The following is a 19,014-nucleotide window of genomic DNA, read 5'->3' as shown; positions in this document are numbered from 1 at the left end:
CTGTCCAGTCCGGTTGAATGTCGCGGATTGGTGAACCATAGCATCCGTGCTGGCAAGACCATGCAGCGCGGCACGCCGTCGCGCCCGATGTCGCGGGTTGCGCGTGTCCTGCGTTCGGCCTAAGCGGTAGCGATCAACGAGGCCAAGCCATGCCCATTCGCCTGAAAAAGCTGATCGGAATGTTCCTGCTGGTGGCACTGGTCATCATCTATGCGCTGGTCGCATCGATCTTCGCCGTCGCCCGGCTGTCGGAGTCCAGCGCGTTGGTGCAATTCCTGTTCTTCCTGCTCAGCGGCCTGCTCTGGGTGCTGCCGGCGATGGGCATCATCAAGTGGCTGATGCTGGAGCCGCGCTCGAAAGGCTGAAACGGGCTGCCTTGGCTCGCAGCTCATACGCTGCTGGATCAGCGCGCAAGGCGGATTGACGGCAAACCCGGTCAGATGGTGACGACCATCTTGCCAGCATTGGCGAGCGGCGTCGTCACGCCCGACAGCATGGTGCGGATATGGGCAAGGTTCTGGTAGCGGCCATTGATCGAAATGCGCGGCAAGGCATGCAGGAAGCCGGCATGTCCGGCGCGCAGCACGCCATGGCGGGTCGTCACGGCGGAGACATAGCCGGCGTCGCGGGCAAAGCCGACTTCGCGGCAGCCGACGGCGCTTGCATAGCCATAGGGATAGGCGAAATGGAGTGGTTCGCTGCCAAGCTCTGCTCGCAACATGCCCTTCACGGCGTCGATCTCGCGCCGTGCATCGGCCTCGGAAAGCCGCTTCAGGTTGCTGTGGTTGATCGTATGGGCGCCGATCGTAACCAGCGGATGCGCGGCGACGGTGCGGATCTCATCCCAGTTCATCAGCGTCCGCAGGCGCGAGGCGTCCGCGTCGACGCCGTTTGAACTGGCGAGATCGCGCAGCACGGTGCGCAGATCTTCCTCACGAACCTCGGTGGCCAGGTAGGCGTGCAGCCGGGTTATGGCCTGGCTTTTCCTGGCCGGGGTCGCGCAATCGATCACCGCCGGACCATTCGAGGTCGACAGAGTCAGGCGGTCCGACGCGTTGACGATATCCTCGGCCACATCCCACCAAAGATCGGCGGTGCCGTCGATCAGCCCCGGCGCCACATAGATGGTGATCGGCGCGCGGTGCTTCTCCAGCACCGGCAGGGCCTCGGTCATGTTGTCACGATAGGCATCGTCTGCGGTGATGGTGGCGAACCGGCCGCCCTTGCCGCCTGCCTTGATGCGCTGCACGGCCTCGTCCATCGAGACGAAAACATAGCCGTCCGCTTTCATGTCGGCGATCACGGCGTCAAGGAAACTGGGGGCGATGTTAAGGTGCCGGTTAACGCTGTCAGGCTTTTCCGGTGTCGCAGTCACGCGGTGCAGCATCAGGATGGCACCGATGCCGCCGACAAATGGCCTGGCCAGTGGTGCGAGGCCGGTATAGCGAGCGACGTTGAGCGCCAGTTTCCGGATTGCCTCCCCACCGTCGATCATTCATTCACCTTTTGCGCCTAGGCTGATCCAAGCACGGAATACGCCTGCGCGCCCCCCAAATCGGGATCAATACGCCTTAAGGATTGAGGTATGGTTGACGCAATGGCGTCATTTGACGGCAATCGGCTTGCGGCGACCGAGGCTTCGCCACGCGCCCTGCCGAAGGATGCCGCCGGGCCATCGGTCTCCGTCGTGGGTGCGGACGGGCTGGCGGCCTATGCGGAATTCTGCCGGTCGGCGCTTTATGCGCCGGCCCAGGGCGCAACATGGATCCTGAACTGGGCCGCGCAGCTCGAGCCCGATCTGTTGGTGGCGACGCTCACTCTCGGAGGCAAGCCGGTCATCGCACTGGCGCTGGAGGTTGTCAGCCAGGGCCCGTTCCGGGTCGCCCGTTTCATGGGCGGCCGCCATGCCAATGGCAATTTCGCGGCCGCTGACCCGCAATGGCTGGCCAGGGCGGAGAGCGCGGTCGTCGGCTCAGTGTTTGGGGCCATTGCCAAGGCTAGGCCCGACATCGATCTCATCGCGCTGGAACGATTGCTGCCCGATCTCGACGGCATCGCCAATCCGCTCGCATCGCTCGATCATTTCTCCAGCCCCAATCTTTCGCTGGCCGTCGACCTTGGCGGGGGCTTCGATGCGCTGCTGCTGCGCGCCAGCGGCAAGCGCAAACGCAAGAAACATCGGTCGCAGATGCGCAAATTCGACGCCGTCGGCAGCCATCGGCGCATCGAGGCGCGCAGCCCGGACGAGGTGGAGAGATTGCTCGACGCCTTCTTCGAGATGAAGGAGCTCCGCTTTCGCAAGATGGGCATTGCCAATGTCTTCGGCGGCGACCAGACACGCGCCTTCTTCAGGGCGCTGTTCACGCAGGCCCTGGCCGAGGACACGCCCTCTTTCGTGCTGCATGGCTTGGAAGTCGCCGGCAAGCTACGCGCCGTCACCGGGTCGAGCCGCTCCGGGAAACGCCTGATCTGCGAGTTCGGAGCGATCGCCGAGGATGATCTCGCATCCAGCAGTCCCGGCGATTTCCTGTTCTTCGACAACATCCAGGAAGCCTGCGAGACGGGTTTCGCCGTCTACGATTTTTCCGTCGGCGACGAGCCCTACAAGCGGCAATGGTGCGATATCGAAACCCGGCATTTCGAGGTGCTGGTCCCGCTGACGCTGAAGGGCCGTGCGCTGGCGCAGACGCTTCGCCAGGGCGCGCGGCTGAAGGCCTTCGTCAAGAACAGCCCGACGATCTGGAAGCTGACCAAGATGCTGCGCCGCAAGGCAGCCGGACAGGCAGCAGCTGCCACGGACGAAAACTAGCCGTCAGAAATTGAGAGCCTCGCGAAGCGCCGGCCCCGCCCTGACGCGCAGATCGAGATCGGCCTCGATATGGTCGATGTGGCGCAGCATCAGCTGGCTGGCCCGTTCGCAATCGCTGCTCTCCAGCGCGCCGACAATTTCGGTATGCTCGCTGTGCCCGCAGGCTGACACGCCAGACCGCCCGTAAAGCGCGATGACAAGCGAGGAGCGCGCGACCAGTTCCTCCATGAAGCGCTGCAGGATGGCGTTGCCGGCGACCGAAGCAAGCAGCAGATGAAAATCGCCGGACGCCTTGATCTCGGAACGCCGCGCGGTCGGACCGCGCTCGGCGATGAAGCGGCCCTCCTCGTCGAGTTGAGCCCTGAAGGCGGCGATGTCGGCTGATGTGACGCGCCCGCAGGCGGCAATGGCAATGCCGGGCTCGATCAGCCGGCGCGAGGCGAACACCTGGCGCGCCTCCTCGGGCGAGGGGTTGGCGACGAACGCGCCGCGGTTGCGCTCCGTGCGCACCAGGCCTTCGAAGGACAACATCTGCAGGGCCGCGCGCGCCACGGTGCGCGACACATCGAACAGCGTGCCGACCTCGCCCTCCGACAGCTTGGTGCCCGGCGCCAGCCGGCGGTCGACGATGGCGTCGCGCAGATTGTCGCGGATCGCCTGCGCGCGATCCTGGTTGGCGCTATCGGTGGAATAGATGTGATCGGCAATATTCATGGCGATGATGTTCCCGCACCCTTTTAACGCGACTCGCCGTCTGCGCACGAGAGGCAAAGTGAACACAAAGCCGAAAAAGATTGCATACGATTTTTGTGCATATCGCGCACAATCGCCCATAATTTGTGCAATGCACAAAGCCGCCCGCCAGATAGGCAACGGCCGACAGGCCTGATTTTCTAGACAATTCAAATGTTTGGCCAGTCACCCCGATATTGGCACGCATGATGCATTGGTTAATGCGACCAAACGGGGAAGCCTGAATGTCCAAAGCCGCCGAGATCGACATCGTGTCCGTTTCGAAAGTCTATGGAACGACGACCGCCGTCGAGGATATCAGCCTGAAGATACCGGCGGGCACCTATTGCTGCCTGCTCGGTCCCTCCGGCTGCGGCAAGACCTCGACGCTGCGCATGATCGCCGGCCACGAAAGCATTTCATCGGGTGACGTCCGGCTCGGCAACACCGTCGTCACCGACCTGCCGCCGGCCAAACGCGGCACGGCGATGATGTTCCAATCCTATGCGCTGTTCCCGCATCTCGACCTCATCGACAATGTCGCCTTCAGCCTGAAGATGAAAGGCGTCGACAAGGAAAAGCGCCGCGCCAAGGCGCTCGACATGCTGAAGCTGATGCAGATGGAGGCCTATGCGACGCGCCGCCCGGCGCAGCTCTCCGGCGGTCAGCAGCAGCGCGTCGCGCTCGCCCGCGCTCTGATCACCGATCCCGAAGCGCTGCTGCTCGACGAGCCGCTTTCGGCGCTCGATCCGTTCTTGAAGATCCGCATGCGCGCCGAGCTGAAGAAATTGCAGACGTCGCTCGGTATCACCTTCGTCCACGTCACCCACAGCCAGGAGGAGGCGATGGCGCTTGCCGACCTGATCGTGGTGATGAATGACGGCCGCATCGAACAGGCAGCGCCGCCTCGCGACGTGTTCGAGCGGCCGGCCACGGCCTTCGTCGCGCGCTTCATGGGCGATCACAACGTCATCTCCGGCCGGGTCACCGGCGGCCGAGACGGCATGGTCGTCTTCGACGTCAACGGCGGCGGTTCGCTCGCCACCAGCGGCGCAGCACAGGAAGTGGGCGCGCCGATCGACATCGCCATCCGTACCGACCATGTGCGCATCGGCGAGGCACCCGCGCCCGGGCTCGGCTTCACCGGCATCGTCGCCAACATCGAATATCGCGGCGCCACGGTGAAGCTCTCCGTCACTGGCGCCGGCATCGACGACTTCACCGTCATCATCGACGATTCCGACTTCTTCGCCAAACCCGTCGCCATTGGCGACGCCGTACCGCTCGCCTGGGATGCCGGGGATGCAATCGTCCTCGGCCGCCTTCATTGATGAGATCAACCAAGCAAAACAAGACAGGGGAATAGACATGACAGACACAATGCAACCCAAGCAAAACAAGACTGGCATCTCGCGCCGCTCGCTGCTCAAGACGGGTGCGGCCGCGGTCGGCTTCGCCGCCGGCTCGGGCGTCATCACGGGCTTCCCGACCATCTGGGCGCAGTCCAACATCACGCTGCGCCAGTTTGGCACCGGCGTGTCGAACCTCAACGCCATTGCCGACAAGTGTAAGGCTGACCTCGGCATCACGCTGGAGATGACGGCAACCGATTCCGACGCCGCCGCCCAGCGCGCTGTGACCCAGCCCGACAGCTACGACATCGCCGATATCGAATACTGGATCTGCAAGAAGGTGTTCCCCACCGGCGTGCTGCAGCCGATGGATGTCAGCAAGCTGAAATATTACGACGAGCTGGTGCCGCTGTTCAAAACCGGCAAACTCACTCCCGACAGCGTGATCGCCCAGGGCACGGCGCCACACACGGTGGGCTACGTCGAGGCGCAGGACTCCAAGACCTTCGCCAAGGCGCCGACCAACTGGTTCACCATGGTGCCCACCATCTACAACGCCGACACGCTGGGCATCCGCCCCGACCTCGTCGGCCGCGATATCACTACCTGGGCCGACATCATGGACCCGGCCTTCAAGGGCAAGACCGCCATCCTCAACATCCCCTCCATCGGCATCATGGACGCAGCCATGATCATGGAAGCCATGGGCAACATTAAATATGCCGACAAGGGCAACATGACCAAGGACGAGATCGACAAGACGATCGACTTCCTGATCAAGGCCAAGCAGGGCGGCCAGTTCCGCGCCTTCTGGAAGTCCTTCGACGAGAGCGTCAATCTGATGGCATCGGGCGAAGTGGTCATCCAGTCCATGTGGTCGCCGGCGGTGGCCGCCGTGCGCTCCAAGGGCATCCCTTGCCGCTTCCAGCCGCTCAAGGAAGGCTACCGCTCATGGGGCGGCGGTCTCGGCCTTGCCGCCCACCTCAAGGGCGCGGAGCTCGACGCTGCCTACGAATACATCAACTGGTACACATCGGGCTGGGTTGGCGGCTACCTCAACCGCCAGGGCTACTACTCCGCCAACATGGTCTCGGCCAAGAAGTTCATGACCGAGGACGAGTGGGGCTACTGGATCGAGGGCAAGCCGGCCAAGGGCGAGATCAAGGCACCGGACGGCACCGTCATGGAGAAGGCCGGCGCCGTTCGCGATGGCGGCTCTTTCGAGGAGCGCATGGGCAAGGTCGCCTGCTGGAACTCGGTGATGGACGAGGACCGCTACATGGTGAAGCGCTGGAACGAGTTCATCGCGGCGTAAGGAACAAGCGCCTCTCCTCTTCCCCTTCTCCCCCTGGAGAAGGGGAAGGCAGCTCCGCCCGGACAGCAAACCCGCACCGAGAGCCTAGATGACAGTCGCCCTCGAACGCCCCACCATAGCCGCCAGTCCTATCAGGCGTCGCCGCCGCTTTTCGCTCGGTGCCGTCACGCCCTATCTGCAGTCGGCTCCGCTCGCGCTGATCCTCGGCGCGTTCCTGCTTTTGCCCATCATCATGATCGTCGTCGTGTCCTTCTGGGATTACGACTTCGCAGCCATGTATCCGGATTTCCTGACAACCAACTATTCCGACGTGCTGGGCTCCTGGGTCACCTGGAAGACCTATCTCAATACCATCAAATTCGCGGCCATCGTCTGGGCGCTGACCTTGTTCATCGGCTTCTGGGTCGCCTATTTCCTCGCCTTCCACATCCGCACCACGGCCATGCAGATGGTGCTGTTCCTGGTCTGCACCGTGCCGTTCCTGACCTCCAACATCATCCGCATGATCTCGTGGATCCCGGTGCTCGGCCGCAACGGGCTGATCAACTCGACGCTGGTGCATATGGGTCTGGTGCCAAAGCCCATCGAATGGCTGCTCTATTCCGAATTCGCGGTCGTGCTGGCCATGGTGCATCTCTACACGCTGTTCATGGTGACGCCGATCTTCAACACGTTGATGCGCATCGACCGCTCGCTGGTCGAGGCCGCGCGCGATGCCGGCGCCTCCGGCTGGCAGGTGCTTTGGAACGTCATCATTCCACTGGCCAAGCCCGGCATGGCGATCGGCACCATCTTCGTCGTCACGCTGGTGATGGCGGATTTCTCCACCGTGCAAGTGATGTCGGGCGGCCAGAGCGCTTCCGTGGCGCTGATGATGAAGAACCAGATGTCGCTGCTGCAATATCCGGCCGCCGCCGCCAACGCCGTGGTGCTTTTGGTGCTGGTGCTCTTGATGGTCGCCGGCATTCTGCGCATCGTCGATATCCGCCGGGAGCTTTGACGTGAGCCACGAAAAACGCACCCTCGAATTCTACGTGCTGGCGGCCTTCTTCGCGCTGTTCGTGCTGTTCCTCTACGGTCCGCTGTCGGCGATCCTGATCCTGTCGTTCCAAGGCGAGACCGGTGGCCTCACCTTCCCGCTCAACGGTGTGTCGCTGCACTGGTTCGCCAATCTGTTCGAGCGCCAGTCGGTCGGCGATTTCGGCGGCAGCTTCAAGCGCTCGCTGGTGCTCGGCCTGATGGTGATGGTCGTCACCGTCATCGTGTCGCTGCTGGCAGGCCTTGCCTTCCGCCGGAAGTTTCGCGGCGCCACCGCCCTGTTCTATCTGGCCGTCGCCAGTCTCGTCGTGCCCTCCATCATCATCTCGCTGGGCATCGGCGTGGTCTTCCAGCAAGTCGGCTTGCGGCCCGCCTGGTATACGTCGGCCTTCGGCGCGCATCTGACCTGGACCCTGCCGTTCGGCGTGCTCATCATGTTCGCCGTCTTCAACCGCTTCTCGCCGGCCTATGAGGAGGCCGCGCGCGATCTCGGCGCCACCTCCTGGCAGACCTTCGTCCATGTCGTGCTGCCGATGATCGCGCCGAGCCTGATCGGCGTCGGCCTGTTCGGCTTCACGCTCTCCTATGACGAGTTCGCCCGCACGTTGATGACATCGGGAACCTTCAACACGCTGCCGCTCGAGATCTACGGCATGACCACCAATGTCACGACGCCGGTGCTCTACGCGCTGGGCACGGTGACCACGGTGTTCTCCTTCCTGGTGATCCTGGCGACGCTGGGCGCCATCCTCTATGTCGGCCGCCGCCGGGCGAGAGCATGACCGTGCAGATCCTGGTGGTGAACCCCAACACGACGGCGAGCATGACCGAGACGATCGCGGCGGCCGCACGCGGCGTCGCCGGCGCCTGGACCGAAATCATCGCTGTCACCTCGTCCACGGGGCCGGCCTCGATCGAAGGCTATTATGACGAGGCGCTGGCCGTGCCCGGCCTTTTGATGGAGATCGCCGCCGGCGAACGCCGTGGCGTGCAGGCGGCGGTCATCGCCTGCTTCGACGACACCGGGCTCGACGCCGCGCGGGCCATGGCAAACATCCCCGTCATCGGCATCTGTGAGGCGGCACTCAGCATAGCCTCCTTCATCGCCCAGCGCTTCACCGTCGTGACCACCACCGAACGCTCCCGCGTGCCGGTAGAGGGGCTGGTGCAGCGCTACGGCATGACTGGACGGGCGCGTGTGCGGGCCGCCGACATTCCGGTGCTGGCGCTCGAGGACCCGGCGTCAGGCGCGATCGGCAAGCTGCGCGACGAGATCGCCCGGGCCGTGGAGGAGGATCGTGCCGAGGCGATCGTGCTTGGCTGCGCCGGCATGGCAGACCTTGCGCACCAGTTGCAGGCGGATTTCGGACTGCCTGTCATCGACGGTGTGGGCGCCGCGATCAAGCAGGCCGAAGCGCTCATCGCGCTCGGCCTTTCGACATCGAAGCGCGGCGCCTACGCCAGCCCGCTGGCCAAGCCCTATCGCGGCATGCTGAAATCGTTCTCGCCCGGAGCAGTCGCCGCGGAGTGAGCACCATGAATCGAACCATCCGCACGCTGTCGCTGGGGGAATTGTCCGGCCTCATCGACTGGGCGGCTGCGGAGGGCTGGAATCCCGGCCTTGAAGATGCTGCGATGTTTCAGGCCGCGGACCAGGAAGGCTTCATCGGTGCCTTTGTCGGGGACGACATGGTCGCCGCGATCTCGGCGGTAGCCTATGGGCAGGATTTCGGTTTCATCGGCCTCTACATCTGCCGCCCGGACATGCGCGGCAAGGGCTACGGCAAGGCGGTGTGGACCGCGGGCATGGACAGGCTGGTCGGGCGCGCCATCGGCCTCGATGGCGTCCAGGAACAGCAGGCCAACTACCGGAGCAAGGGGTTCATGCCGGTCTACGAGACCATCCGCTACAGCGGGCGCCCTGCTTCCCTGCCCGCCGCCGCCGAGCGGCCTCGTATCGTGACCGCGCAGCCGGTGCCCGACATCATAGCCTACGATGCGCTTTGCTTTCCTGCGCCCCGGCGCTCATTCCTGCAGCGATGGCTGCTGTCGCCACATCATGCCGTGGCGGCGATCACGTCGCGGGGAACGGCCGGCTATGCGGTGGCGCGAGCCTGCCGAAGCGGCTTCAAGATCGGCCCGCTTTTCGCCGACAACGTGCAGACCGCGCTTGAATTGCTCGGGGAGCTGGCGGGCGCATGCGAGGGTGGCGAATTGAACATCGACGTGCCGACTACCCAGGTGGATTTCATCGCGGCGCTCGAGGCGGCCGGTTTCTCACCGACCTTCAGCACCACCCGCATGTACAAGGGCTCGCCGCCGAAGCTCGATGCCAAGAGGGTGTTCGGCGTGACGACTCTGGAGCTGGGATAGGCCGAGCGCGCGGGTTTCAGGCCGCGGAGCGCCGTCCCGGAGTGCCCGGCGGCTCGTGGCCAAGCGGTGTCACCAGCGTCAGGTCGGGATAACCGCTTTCGATCAGCTTGACCGCGGCCTTGGTGACCTCGTCGTCCGGTTCGAGCATGGACAGGAACACCTCGGTGGTTTCGGCTCCCAGACGACTGATGCCTTGCGCGTCGGCCGGCCCGCATTCGACCACCACCAGATCATAGGCGGTGGTCAACGACTGCATGATGATCGGCAGCCGGTCGGCGGCGCGCATGGCGCGGACCGGATCGGCGGTGCCGACGGGAATGACGTGGCAATCAGAATAGAGATCGGCATGGATCACGTCGCTGAACTGCGCCTGCGAGGCGAGCAGGTCGGTGATCCCCGGTAAAAGCCCGCTGTCCAGCATCGGCCGTGAGGCAGCGCCCGAGGCGGTGAGGTCGAGCAACAGGACGCGCAGGCCGGCGTCGGACACTTCGCGCGCCACCAGGATCGCCGACGCAGCTGCCTCGTCGCCTTCGGGCGAAACGAATATGGCGCGGGCGGCCCCGCTGGCGATCAGCTTTTCCGCGGCCTTCTCGATGTCGATCTCACCGAGCACCGAGCGCGGCCTCTGGGCCTCGACAACCGGCTCCGGCTCGGCAACCGATTCGACTTCGGCGACAGGCTCTGCCTTGACGGCAGGCTCGGGCTCGGCAACGGGCCGCGGCTGCATCACTATCTGCGGTTCCGTGACCGCTACGGGCCATTGCGCCTCGGCGCCACGATCGACGAACCCGCTGGCGACAACCGGCTCCAGGCGGGATGGCTCAGGGGCGTCCGGCTGCTGGCGCGCCGTTGCCGGCATAGCCACTTCGTCGATCGGCGCAAAACGGGCGCCTGGGGCCGGGCGCATGGCGCGGCCCGAGAAGAGTTCCCTGAGCAACGTGAATATGGCCGCGAGCAGAAGCGAAGCCGCAGCAGCCGCGCCAACGATCGGCCCAACCTTGGGGAAGTATGGCTCGGAGGGCACCGAAGCCGGTGAGGCGACGCGGGCGTCGACCGGCACATAATTGCGGTCCTGACGCGAAGCTGCCTCGCGGTAATTGGTCAAATAGAGCTCGAGCTGCTGGCGCTTGGCGGCGGCGTCGCGCTGCAGCGCGTCGAGATCGACCTGCTGCTCGCCGGCTTGCGCCGAAGCCGCCTTCAGTTGATTGACGTCGGAGACGAGCTGGCTTTCGCGCGCCTTGGCGGCGTCGGCCTGCATCACCAGGCCCTTCATGATCTTCTGGGCTTCGTTGCGTATCTGCGCGTCGAGATCGGCGAGCTGTGATTTGGCGGCGCGAACGCGCGGATGATTGTCGAGCATCGTCGTCGACAGATCGGCGATGGTGGCGCGCAGCTCGGCCTGCCGTTCCCGCAAACGCTGGATCAGGTCGGACGACAGCACTTCGGGCAGCGAATCCAGCGAGCCGCCATTCTGCAGCGCCTTGCGCACGCTGTCGGCGGTGCCTTCGGCCGCGGCGCGATTGGCCCGCACCCGCGACAATTCCGTCGACAGCTCGGCCAGCTGCTGGGTGGCAAGGGTGGCATTGTTGCCGCCCATCAGCAGGTCGGATTGCGCACGGTAGGCCGCGACCTTGGCCTCGGCATCCCTGACCTGCTTCGACAGGTCGGCGATCTCGGGCGCCAGAAAGTCGGCGGCGGCGGTGTTCAATTCGCTCTTGGCCGCGCCCTGCCCCGCAATATAGGCAGCGGCAATCGCGTCGGGGATGGCGGCGGCGAGCTTGGGATCCTCGGAGGAGAACTCGATGGCGATGATGCGGGTCTTTTCAACGCCGAAGACGTTGAGCTTCTCGCGCATCTTCTTCAACACGCGTTCGTCGGCCGGAACATCCATCGGATCGTTCTTCAGCCCAAGCAGGATCAGCACGCGGCTGAGCGCCGACATGTTGATCGTTTCGTCGAACTCACGCAGCCGCGCCAGGCCGAGTTTCTGCGCCACCTGCTTGAGGATTTCGTTGGACGAAATGATCTGGACCTGGGTGGCGACGCCTTGTTCATCCAGGATCGGCTTGTCGCCATCATTGTTGCTGCCGGCCGGACGAGTATAGATGGATTCACGCGGGGCGATTTCCACCTGCGTCTGGGCCTTGTAATGCTTGGTCGCGAATGAAGCGAACGCAAACGCCAGACCGGTCACCACCAGAACGAAGAGCAATATGCGCAGCCAGTTCCTCGCCAGGCTGGCGAAGAGCTGCCTGAGGTCAACGTCGACATCTGCGGCCGCGGACTGAACGGACATGCATCCCTACTCCGAAACTGGGTCAGGACGCACCGTAAACAACTATGGTAACTCAGCCGTTAAGATCACGGTAATCCTCCATTAGGGATTACTGGCGGCGCCCAAGAAAAACGATAAAAATGCTTCGTGCAGCGCTATCGGCCGGCTCCTTTACCGGCCATTAACCCTAACAGGATGATAACGGACCCGATCCCAGATGTTTGCTGCGACGCCGCAGCGGCCAGTCGAAGGTACGTATCCGATCATGAAAAGCACTGCTTCCCTCTTTCACGCTCTGCTTGCCGTATCGATGCTTGCCGGCTGCTCCAGCTACCGCCCGACGCCGGCAGCCTTCCACGAGGTCCTCGACCAGCCTTACCGTCTCGGTGCCGGCGACCGTGTCCGCGTCACCGTGTTCGAGCAGGATGGCCTGACCAACACCTACAGCGTCGACCAATCCGGCTACCTCTCCTTCCCGCTTGTCGGCGCCATTCCGGCGCGTGGCCACACCGCGCAGCAGATGGAAAAGGAGATCGCCGACAAATTGCGGCAAGGCTATCTGCGCGACCCCGACGTCTCGGTCGAGATCGATCGCTACCGGCCGATCTTCGTCATGGGAGAAGTGGGTGCCGCCGGCCAGTATTCCTACGTGCCCGGCCTGACCGTGCAGAAGGCCATCGCCATTGCCGGTGGCTTCTCGCCGCGCGCCAACCAGGAAAGCGTCGACATCACCCGCGACATCAACGGCAAGGTGATGACCGGCCGCGTGGTGACATCCGATCCGCTGCTGCCCGGAGATACCGTCTACGTCCGCGAACGCCTGTTCTGACAGACACCACGTGGCGGACAAGCTCAGGATCGTCCACTGCTTTCGTTCACCGGTCGGAGGAATTTTCCGGCATGTGCGCGACCTGACCGAAGCACAGGTCGCCGCTGGCCATGTGGTCGGCATCGTCTGCGATTCGACCACAGGCGGGGAATTCGAAGAGCGCCTGTTCGAGCAGATGAAGGACATGCTGGCGCTCGGCATCCATCGCACGCCAATGCAGCGCCATGTCGGCCCGGGCGATCTCGCCTCGGCCCGGCGCACCTACAGGATCATCAAGGAATTGCGGCCGGACGTGTTGCATGGGCACGGCGCCAAGGGTGGCGCCTATGCCCGTCTGTTCGGCTCCTTGTTGCGGGTATCAAGGTCTCGCGTAGCCCGCCTTTATTCGCCGCATGGCGGCTCCCTCCACTATGACGAAACGACAGCCACGGGGAAGCTGTTCTTCGCGCTGGAGCGCTCCATGGCGCATTTCACCGATTGCCTGCTGTTCGTCTCGGACTACGAGCGGCGAACCTATCGCAGGAAGGTGGGCGAGCCGCCGATCCCCAACACACTGGTCTACAACGGACTGCGCGCCGCCGAATTCGAGCCGGTACTCATCGGACCCGATGCGGCGGATCTGCTCTATATCGGCATGATGCGCGACCTGAAGGGACCCGACATCTTCATCGACGCTTTGGCCGCCGCCGGCCCGCGGCTTGGCCGCGCACTGAGCGCGGTGATGGTCGGCGACGGCGACGACCTGCCGCGCTACCACGCGCAGGTAAAGCGCCTGGGACTTCAAGGCCATGTCCGCTTCCTGTCGCCGATGCCGGCCAGGGAAGCCTTCGCACTTGCCGAGCTCGTCGTCGTTCCATCCCGTGCGGAAGCCATGCCCTATATCGTGCTGGAAACACTTGCCGCGGCAAGACCGATGATCGCCACCTCCGTCGGCGGCATACCGGAGATCTTCGGTTCCGGCTCCCCTGCCCTGATCCGCCCCGATCCGGCCGAACTGGCCGGCAAGATGAGCGAGGCGCTGGCCGACCTTGCCGCCTATGGCGCCCTGATGCCCGATGGCCCTGGCCTCAGGGCGCGCTTCGGTGCCGACGTGATGGCCGCAGAAATCGAGAAGGCCTATTTCGCCGCGCTCGGCAGGTAACGCCTGAGCGTTTCCAAAGCCACGCGTTGTTTCAAGGGTTTCTTAGCTCTCTTTTGCTATTCACCCCGGGGAAGCTTGCGGACTGTTCCATGAATGAGATCGATCCCGCGCGCCGCTTTTCACCCGAAGCGGTGCGTAAATTCGACGGCCCGACCGATGGCGATGCGCCCGGCGGCATGAACGATGTCGCCCGGCAGGTCGCGTCGCAATACCGGCGCGATACGATGTCGCCGATCATGGTCAGCGGCGTCCTGCGCATGGTCGAATTCGGGCTGCTGTTCCTGTCGGGGCTCTGCGTCTATTTCTACTTTGTCGGTTTCTTCAACTATCTCGCCTGGCAATATCCGGTGACCATCGCCACCGCGTCGTTCCTCGCCGTGGTGCTGCTCGACGTTACCGACTGCTACCAGGTGGTCTCGCTGATGCGGCCGATCGCCAATTTCGGCCGCATCCTGCTGGTCTGGGCCGGCGCCTTCGCCCTGATGGCATTGACGGCCTTCGCCACGAAGATGTCAGAAGACTATTCGCGGCTTTTGTTCGGCACCTGGTTCGTCGTCGGCTTCGTTCTCTTGTTCGGCCTCAGACTGGTGATGTCGAGGCTGATCCGGCGCTGGGCGCGCGACGGCCGCATGGAGCGGCGCGCCGTCATCGTCGGCGGCGGCAAGGCGGCGGAAATCCTGATTCGCTCTGTCGAAAAGCAGCCCTACAACGACATCCGCATCTGCGGCATCTTCGATGACCGCTCCGACAAGCGCTCGCCGCCGATCGTTGCCGGTTATCCCAAGCTCGGCACAATTTCGGAATTGATCGAGTTCGCCCGCATCGCCCGCATCGACATGCTGATCGTGTCGCTGCCGCTGACCGCCGAGACGCGCGTGCTGCAGCTGTTGAAGAAGCTGTGGGTGCTGCCGGTCGACATCCGGCTTTCGGCGCATTCCAACGCGCTGCAGTTCCGCCCGCGCGCCTATTCCTTCATCGGCTCGGTGCCGATGCTCGATATTTTCGACAAGCCGATCAACGATTGGGATTCGGTCGCCAAGCGCGCCTTCGACATCGTTTTCTCGCTGATCGGTATCATCGTCTTCTCGCCGGTGATGCTGGCGACCGCGATCGCCATCAAGCTCGACAGCAAGGGGCCGGTGCTGTTCAAGCAAAAGCGGCACGGCTTCAACAATGAGATCATCGAGGTCTACAAGTTCCGCTCGATGTACACGGACCGGTCGGATCCGACCGCCAAGCAGACCGTGACCAAGAACGATCCGCGCGTCACCCGCGTCGGCCGCTTCATTCGCAAGACCTCGATCGACGAACTGCCGCAGTTCGTCAATTCGCTGCTGGGCTCGCTGTCGCTGATCGGCCCGCGCCCGCATGCGATCGCCGCGCAGTCGCACAACCTTCTCTACAACGAGGTGGTCGACGGCTATTTCGCTCGCCACAAGGTCAAGCCCGGCGTCACCGGCTGGGCGCAGATCAACGGCTGGCGCGGCGAGATGGACACCAACGAGAAGATCCGCATGCGGACGGAATACGACCTCTACTACATCGAGAACTGGTCGCTGCTGTTCGATCTCAAAATCCTGTTCCTGACGCCGATCCGGCTGCTCAACACGGAAAACGCCTATTGAGCGCGATTTCCCATGAGCTGCCGCAGGCCGCGGTCAACGCCAAGCTGATCGCCCTGATTTCCTCCAGTGCGGTGGTGGTCGGCATCCTTCTGTCCGGCTTCGTCATCAGCGAGCCGGCGCCCTACGAAATCTACATGGCCGGGCTGATCGCCATCTGGGCGCTCTTCGGCCTGCGGATTTCGCGCGCGGCCATGCCGCTTCTGGTGCTGCTGGTGACGATGAACATCGGCGGGATGATCTCCATGACGCAGATGGCGGACCTCGCCTTCACGCCGCTCTATCTCTCCGTGTCATTGTTTCTCGCCTTCAGCGCGGTGTTCTTCGCCTCGGTCACCGCCACGCAGCCAGGCCTCTACCGGCCGATCTTCAATGCCTATGTCGTCTCGGCGGTGGCGACCTCGCTGCTTGGCATAGCAGGCTATTTCCATGCCTTCCCCGGCGCCGAAATGTTCACCAAATACGACCGCGCCGCCGGCGCCTTCCAGGATCCCAACGTCTTTGGGCCGTTCCTGGTGCTGCCCGGCATCTATCTGCTCTATCTGATCCTGACAGGATCGATCGCGCGCATGCCGCTGCTGGCGGTGCCGCTGCTGATCATCGCATTGGGCATCTTCTTCTCCTTCTCGCGCGGCGCCTGGGGCATGTTCGCCGTCTCTGCCGTGCTGCTCACCGGCTGCCTGTTCCTGCAGAGCGCTAGCGGCAAGTTCCGGCTGCGCGTGGTGATCATGACCATCGCCGCGCTGGCACTGCTGACGGTCGCCATCATCGTCATCCTGCAATTGCCCGGTGTGTCGGAGATGTTCTCCAGCCGCGCGCATCTTGAACAGAGCTATGACACCGCCCGCCTCGGCCGCTTCGCCCGCTACGGAATCGGCTTCCAGATGGCGATGGAGCATCCGTTCGGCATCGGGCCGCTGGTCTTCGGCAAGATGTTCGGCGAGGACACGCACGACGTCTGGCTGAAAATGCTGATGGATTATGGCTGGCTCGGCTTCGTGTCGTTCCTGACGCTCGTCGTCTGGACCATGGTGGCCGGGTTCCGCATCCTGCTGCGCGACCGGCCGTGGCAGCCCTATCTGTTGTGCGCCTATGTCGCCTTCATCGGCAATATCGGCCTCGGCACCTTCATCGACATCGACCACTGGCGCCATATGTATCTGCTGCTCGGGCTGGTGTGGGGCGCCATCGCGCTCGAATACCGCCATCAGCGGCTGTCGCGGCCGGCATTTCGAGGCGCGCCGGCGATCGCATCCACACCCGCGTAATAAACGCCGAATTTCGGTTGACCCGGGCAGGGTTATCACGATACATCGCGCTCGGTCCGGAGTGTAGCGCAGCCCGGTAGCGCACTTGACTGGGGGTCAAGGGGTCGTCGGTTCGAATCCGGCCACTCCGACCATTTTAAGACAAGGACTTGCCCCCAAAAGTCCACCTTCATTTTCCATCTCTAGGGTAACTCAGGGGGGTAACACTCTCCCTTTCGGTGGCGTCCAGCGAGCTGGCGGCGCATCGCTCGCGTCTGGCGGTCGGTCAGGACTTCTTATCCCCGTTTGGATTTGGCACCGGTGCCTCTCGGACATCTCGCGGTGGTGGATCGACATGTTCAAGCTCCGAGGGCGCTTGATTGCCGCGATGAGGGACTGGTGTCTTCTTCTGGTCGGGCTCCTTCGGAGGAGGATCTTTGTTTCTGTTTTGCATATCAAGTTTCCAGCCCCTGCCGGCCGCGGGAGTAGCCGCGGCGCTGCAAGAAGGAAACCGAATCGTCAGCCTCTTGTTCCCGTTGTGCCCGTTAAAAGCCCGCCACCGTGAGGCAGCGGATGCTGGCGCGGAATGAGGCTGCGGAAGTGACACTGAAATTCGTCAGGCACCTTGCGCTTGTGGCACTACACCTGTCGGCGGTAGCCCTTCATGCGGATGTGCTCTGGCTCTACATTGGAGTGAGCAGACGCTTCGGGTCAGCCAGCACAGCGCTTCCTCGAGCCAGACTGGTCAGGCCCAGCGGCCACTGCTGCTAGTCCCCGCTACGACCAAGCCGCTGGGCCGCTCCATAGAAGAAAACCTCACCGGTATGCGGGCCCTTTGTCGGTCATTGCCCGCCCCCCTTCGAGAGGTTGCCTGCGCGTCGGGGCCGACCGATCGCAAGTTTCACCAAGGTCGCGTCGGACGCACGGCCAGAGCCGAGCGGAGCTTTACCCAGAGCCGCCTGGGCTCAGGGAGCAGGTGCGCCTTCGTGAATAGATTTCCTGACCTCGGAACGGAACTCAGGCGTATCGTGTTCCCCATGAACAGACACAGCGTGTTGTACCGCAGCCTCGATCAGTTCATCCTCCCGATCCGCGGAGATAGCAACGGTGCATTTCATTTCGCTCGGGAATTCTCGGCAGTCAATGTATTTGCGTGCCATCGGTTCCTCCTGGAAATCTCGCCGTTTTCGGCGACCAAACAGCATACTCCTGCCCGCTGAGGCAAACAATCTACGTCTATGGGGTGGGGTCGTCAGCTTTTCGGCCATGCGGAGCATCGCTCGATCGCTATTGACAGACATCGATCCATTCGGCGCCGGTGAGGTCGACCATGCGCTGCGGGCTGAGCCGCACGGCCGCATTGGTGGCTCCGGCGGCAGGCACCACTTCTTCGAATTCGCGCAGCGAGACATCGCAATAGACAGGCAGTGGTGCCGGCAGGCCGAACGGGCAGACACCGCCGACAGGATGGCTCGTGGCGGCAACCACTTCGTCCGCGTCCAGCATGCGCGGCTTGCCGCCGAACTGGTCCTTGAACTTGCGGTTGTCCAACCTGGCGATGCCGCTGGTCACCACCAGCATGGTGCGCTCGCCGACGCGCAGGCAGATCGTCTTGGCAATCTGCGCCGGCAGGACGCCATGCGCCTGCGCCGCCAGCGTCACCGTCGCCGAGCTTGCTTGCGTGACAATGACCTCGATGTCAGTTGCATGAGCGGCGAAGAAGGCACGAACGGAGTCCAGGCTCATATCGAAAAAACCACGGTTCAACCTCGGTACATGGCAGGCGCGATTGGCGCGGATTTGGATGCCGCAGGTATAAACACGCGCGATCTGTAGATCGGCAAGCCCGGCCTGATAGAGAACGCCGTCACATCAACAAGAAACCCGCCAGGCGGGCCTTGGCGGGTTCTTTTGTATGGCTGGTCCAGGCCTATGCCAGGGGTCGGCCTTGCGCGGCCGGTATCGGCGCGGCGGCAGCGATGAGGGCGTCCTGAGGCAGGCGAAGCGCGGACGCAATACGACGCAGCTTCGACGGATCGGCCGCCCGGCCGTTCTCGATGTCCTCGATCTCGCCGACCGACAGGCCGCAGGTCAGGGAAAGCTCTTCCACACTGTATCCGCGGGTTTCCCGCATGGCTCTGAGGGTGGTGTAATTCGGCCCGATCTCACTGGCTAACGGTTCGGAGAGGGCATGGCTTTTTGCATTGTTGGGCATTGGCAACTCCGCTGGCTGAAAGAGTTTGATCAAAATGGAGCGTTGCCTGAGACGAGCAGGAACATG

The 19,014-nt window shown here is 63.5% G+C and carries 18 protein-coding genes and 1 tRNA gene; 13 read left to right on the top strand and 6 right to left on the bottom strand.

Features of this window, described 5'->3' with window-relative positions; translation table 11 throughout:
• Positions 1-149: 149 nt before the first annotated feature.
• Positions 150-365, top strand: coding sequence for a DUF2842 domain-containing protein (locus tag ACLGL5_RS21115; RefSeq protein WP_019857652.1), 216 nt, complete (start codon positions 150-152; stop codon positions 363-365).
• Between the two features lie 71 nt (positions 366-436).
• Here ACLGL5_RS21115 and ACLGL5_RS21110 read toward each other — a convergent pair whose 3' ends face one another.
• Entirely contained in the window at positions 437-1,495 is a 1,059-nt protein-coding gene (locus ACLGL5_RS21110; RefSeq protein WP_064982568.1) for a polysaccharide deacetylase family protein, read from the bottom strand.
• A 90-nt stretch (positions 1,496-1,585) separates the two neighbouring features.
• Here ACLGL5_RS21110 and ACLGL5_RS21105 point away from each other — a divergent pair, with 90 nt between their 5' ends.
• Positions 1,586-2,809 (top strand): GNAT family N-acetyltransferase, encoded by a 1,224-nt coding sequence (locus tag ACLGL5_RS21105; RefSeq protein WP_069091953.1) that lies wholly within the window; start codon positions 1,586-1,588, stop codon positions 2,807-2,809.
• 3 nt (positions 2,810-2,812) lie between these two features.
• Here ACLGL5_RS21105 and ACLGL5_RS21100 read toward each other — a convergent pair whose 3' ends face one another.
• On the bottom strand, positions 2,813-3,523 hold the full coding sequence (locus tag ACLGL5_RS21100; RefSeq protein WP_038646315.1) for a GntR family transcriptional regulator: 711 nt from the start codon (positions 3,521-3,523) through the stop codon (positions 2,813-2,815).
• Positions 3,524-3,786: 263 nt separating this feature from the next.
• Here ACLGL5_RS21100 and ACLGL5_RS21095 point away from each other — a divergent pair, with 263 nt between their 5' ends.
• The 6 genes from ACLGL5_RS21095 to ACLGL5_RS21070 all read left to right on the top strand — a co-directional run bounded on the left by ACLGL5_RS21095 (position 3,787) and on the right by ACLGL5_RS21070 (position 9,619).
• Positions 3,787-4,872, top strand: coding sequence for an ABC transporter ATP-binding protein (locus ACLGL5_RS21095; protein ID WP_069091952.1), 1,086 nt, complete (start codon positions 3,787-3,789; stop codon positions 4,870-4,872).
• Positions 4,873-4,909: 37 nt separating this feature from the next.
• Positions 4,910-6,208, top strand: a complete 1,299-nt coding sequence (locus ACLGL5_RS21090) for an ABC transporter substrate-binding protein (RefSeq protein ID WP_038646310.1) — start codon at positions 4,910-4,912, stop codon at positions 6,206-6,208.
• Between the two features lie 88 nt (positions 6,209-6,296).
• Positions 6,297-7,208, top strand: a complete 912-nt coding sequence (locus ACLGL5_RS21085) for an ABC transporter permease (RefSeq protein WP_069091951.1) — start codon at positions 6,297-6,299, stop codon at positions 7,206-7,208.
• Position 7,209: 1 nt separating this feature from the next.
• Positions 7,210-8,028, top strand: coding sequence for an ABC transporter permease (locus tag ACLGL5_RS21080; protein ID WP_010915623.1), 819 nt, complete (start codon positions 7,210-7,212; stop codon positions 8,026-8,028).
• Positions 8,025-8,777: an aspartate/glutamate racemase family protein gene (locus tag ACLGL5_RS21075; RefSeq protein ID WP_069091950.1), complete on the top strand. Its 753-nt coding sequence runs from the start codon at positions 8,025-8,027 to the stop codon at positions 8,775-8,777. Before ACLGL5_RS21080 ends, ACLGL5_RS21075 begins: the two co-directional genes overlap by 4 nt.
• Positions 8,778-8,782: 5 nt before the next feature.
• Positions 8,783-9,619 (top strand): GNAT family N-acetyltransferase, encoded by an 837-nt coding sequence (locus ACLGL5_RS21070; RefSeq protein WP_069093391.1) that lies wholly within the window; start codon positions 8,783-8,785, stop codon positions 9,617-9,619.
• 16 nt (positions 9,620-9,635) lie between these two features.
• Here ACLGL5_RS21070 and ACLGL5_RS21065 read toward each other — a convergent pair whose 3' ends face one another.
• Entirely contained in the window at positions 9,636-11,915 is a 2,280-nt protein-coding gene (locus tag ACLGL5_RS21065) for a GumC family protein (RefSeq protein ID WP_494372760.1), read from the bottom strand.
• A 244-nt stretch (positions 11,916-12,159) separates the two neighbouring features.
• Between ACLGL5_RS21065 and ACLGL5_RS21060 the strand changes: the two genes are divergently transcribed.
• The 5 genes from ACLGL5_RS21060 to ACLGL5_RS21040 all read left to right on the top strand — a co-directional run bounded on the left by ACLGL5_RS21060 (position 12,160) and on the right by ACLGL5_RS21040 (position 16,888).
• On the top strand, positions 12,160-12,723 hold the full coding sequence (locus ACLGL5_RS21060; RefSeq protein WP_027046744.1) for a polysaccharide biosynthesis/export family protein: 564 nt from the start codon (positions 12,160-12,162) through the stop codon (positions 12,721-12,723).
• 10 nt (positions 12,724-12,733) lie between these two features.
• On the top strand, positions 12,734-13,864 hold the full coding sequence (locus ACLGL5_RS21055; RefSeq protein ID WP_038646304.1) for a glycosyltransferase family 4 protein: 1,131 nt from the start codon (positions 12,734-12,736) through the stop codon (positions 13,862-13,864).
• An 89-nt stretch (positions 13,865-13,953) separates the two neighbouring features.
• Positions 13,954-15,489 (top strand): undecaprenyl-phosphate glucose phosphotransferase, encoded by a 1,536-nt coding sequence (locus tag ACLGL5_RS21050; RefSeq protein ID WP_494372759.1) that lies wholly within the window; start codon positions 13,954-13,956, stop codon positions 15,487-15,489.
• Positions 15,486-16,754, top strand: coding sequence for an O-antigen ligase family protein (locus ACLGL5_RS21045; RefSeq protein WP_069091948.1), 1,269 nt, complete (start codon positions 15,486-15,488; stop codon positions 16,752-16,754). The genes ACLGL5_RS21050 and ACLGL5_RS21045 overlap by 4 nt, the downstream gene beginning before the upstream one ends.
• Before the next feature lie 57 nt (positions 16,755-16,811).
• Positions 16,812-16,888, top strand: a tRNA-Pro gene (locus ACLGL5_RS21040).
• A gap of 810 nt (positions 16,889-17,698) precedes the next feature.
• On the opposite strand, the gene ACLGL5_RS21035 is transcribed toward ACLGL5_RS21040, so the two are convergent.
• The 3 genes from ACLGL5_RS21035 to ACLGL5_RS21025 all read right to left on the bottom strand — a co-directional run bounded on the left by ACLGL5_RS21035 (position 17,699) and on the right by ACLGL5_RS21025 (position 18,948).
• Complete coding sequence (locus ACLGL5_RS21035) at positions 17,699-17,893, bottom strand: DUF1059 domain-containing protein (protein ID WP_080643723.1); 195 nt, start codon at positions 17,891-17,893, stop codon at positions 17,699-17,701.
• Positions 17,894-18,020: 127 nt separating this feature from the next.
• Positions 18,021-18,479 (bottom strand): YbaK/EbsC family protein, encoded by a 459-nt coding sequence (locus ACLGL5_RS21030; RefSeq protein ID WP_069091947.1) that lies wholly within the window; start codon positions 18,477-18,479, stop codon positions 18,021-18,023.
• Between the two features lie 184 nt (positions 18,480-18,663).
• Positions 18,664-18,948 carry a helix-turn-helix domain-containing protein gene (locus ACLGL5_RS21025; RefSeq protein WP_069093390.1) on the bottom strand — a complete coding sequence of 95 codons (285 nt, stop codon included), beginning with the start codon at positions 18,946-18,948 and terminating at the stop codon, positions 18,664-18,666.
• Positions 18,949-19,014: the final 66 nt, after the last annotated feature.

This window comes from Mesorhizobium sp. U510 (genome assembly GCF_059180695.1).
This window is presented reverse-complemented; position numbering and strand designations above follow the sequence as displayed.

What these genes read in the sequence shown, in the direction of transcription:
- ACLGL5_RS21115 (WP_019857652.1), top strand. Translation starts at nt 150, where the DNA reads ATGCCCATTCGCCTGAAAAAGCTGATCGGAATGTTCCTGCTGGTGGCA.
- ACLGL5_RS21110 (WP_064982568.1), bottom strand. Translation starts at nt 1,495, where the DNA reads ATGATCGACGGTGGGGAGGCAATCCGGAAACTGGCGCTCAACGTCGCT.
- ACLGL5_RS21105 (WP_069091953.1), top strand. Translation starts at nt 1,586, where the DNA reads ATGGTTGACGCAATGGCGTCATTTGACGGCAATCGGCTTGCGGCGACC.
- ACLGL5_RS21100 (WP_038646315.1), bottom strand. Translation starts at nt 3,523, where the DNA reads ATGAATATTGCCGATCACATCTATTCCACCGATAGCGCCAACCAGGAT.
- ACLGL5_RS21095 (WP_069091952.1), top strand. Translation starts at nt 3,787, where the DNA reads ATGTCCAAAGCCGCCGAGATCGACATCGTGTCCGTTTCGAAAGTCTAT.
- ACLGL5_RS21090 (WP_038646310.1), top strand. Translation starts at nt 4,910, where the DNA reads ATGACAGACACAATGCAACCCAAGCAAAACAAGACTGGCATCTCGCGC.
- ACLGL5_RS21085 (WP_069091951.1), top strand. Translation starts at nt 6,297, where the DNA reads ATGACAGTCGCCCTCGAACGCCCCACCATAGCCGCCAGTCCTATCAGG.
- ACLGL5_RS21075 (WP_069091950.1), top strand. Translation starts at nt 8,025, where the DNA reads ATGACCGTGCAGATCCTGGTGGTGAACCCCAACACGACGGCGAGCATG.
- ACLGL5_RS21070 (WP_069093391.1), top strand. Translation starts at nt 8,783, where the DNA reads ATGAATCGAACCATCCGCACGCTGTCGCTGGGGGAATTGTCCGGCCTC.
- ACLGL5_RS21065 (WP_494372760.1), bottom strand. Translation starts at nt 11,915, where the DNA reads ATGTCCGTTCAGTCCGCGGCCGCAGATGTCGACGTTGACCTCAGGCAG.
- ACLGL5_RS21060 (WP_027046744.1), top strand. Translation starts at nt 12,160, where the DNA reads ATGAAAAGCACTGCTTCCCTCTTTCACGCTCTGCTTGCCGTATCGATG.
- ACLGL5_RS21050 (WP_494372759.1), top strand. Translation starts at nt 13,954, where the DNA reads ATGAATGAGATCGATCCCGCGCGCCGCTTTTCACCCGAAGCGGTGCGT.
- ACLGL5_RS21035 (WP_080643723.1), bottom strand. Translation starts at nt 17,893, where the DNA reads ATGGCACGCAAATACATTGACTGCCGAGAATTCCCGAGCGAAATGAAA.
- ACLGL5_RS21030 (WP_069091947.1), bottom strand. Translation starts at nt 18,479, where the DNA reads ATGAGCCTGGACTCCGTTCGTGCCTTCTTCGCCGCTCATGCAACTGAC.
- ACLGL5_RS21025 (WP_069093390.1), bottom strand. Translation starts at nt 18,948, where the DNA reads ATGCCCAACAATGCAAAAAGCCATGCCCTCTCCGAACCGTTAGCCAGT.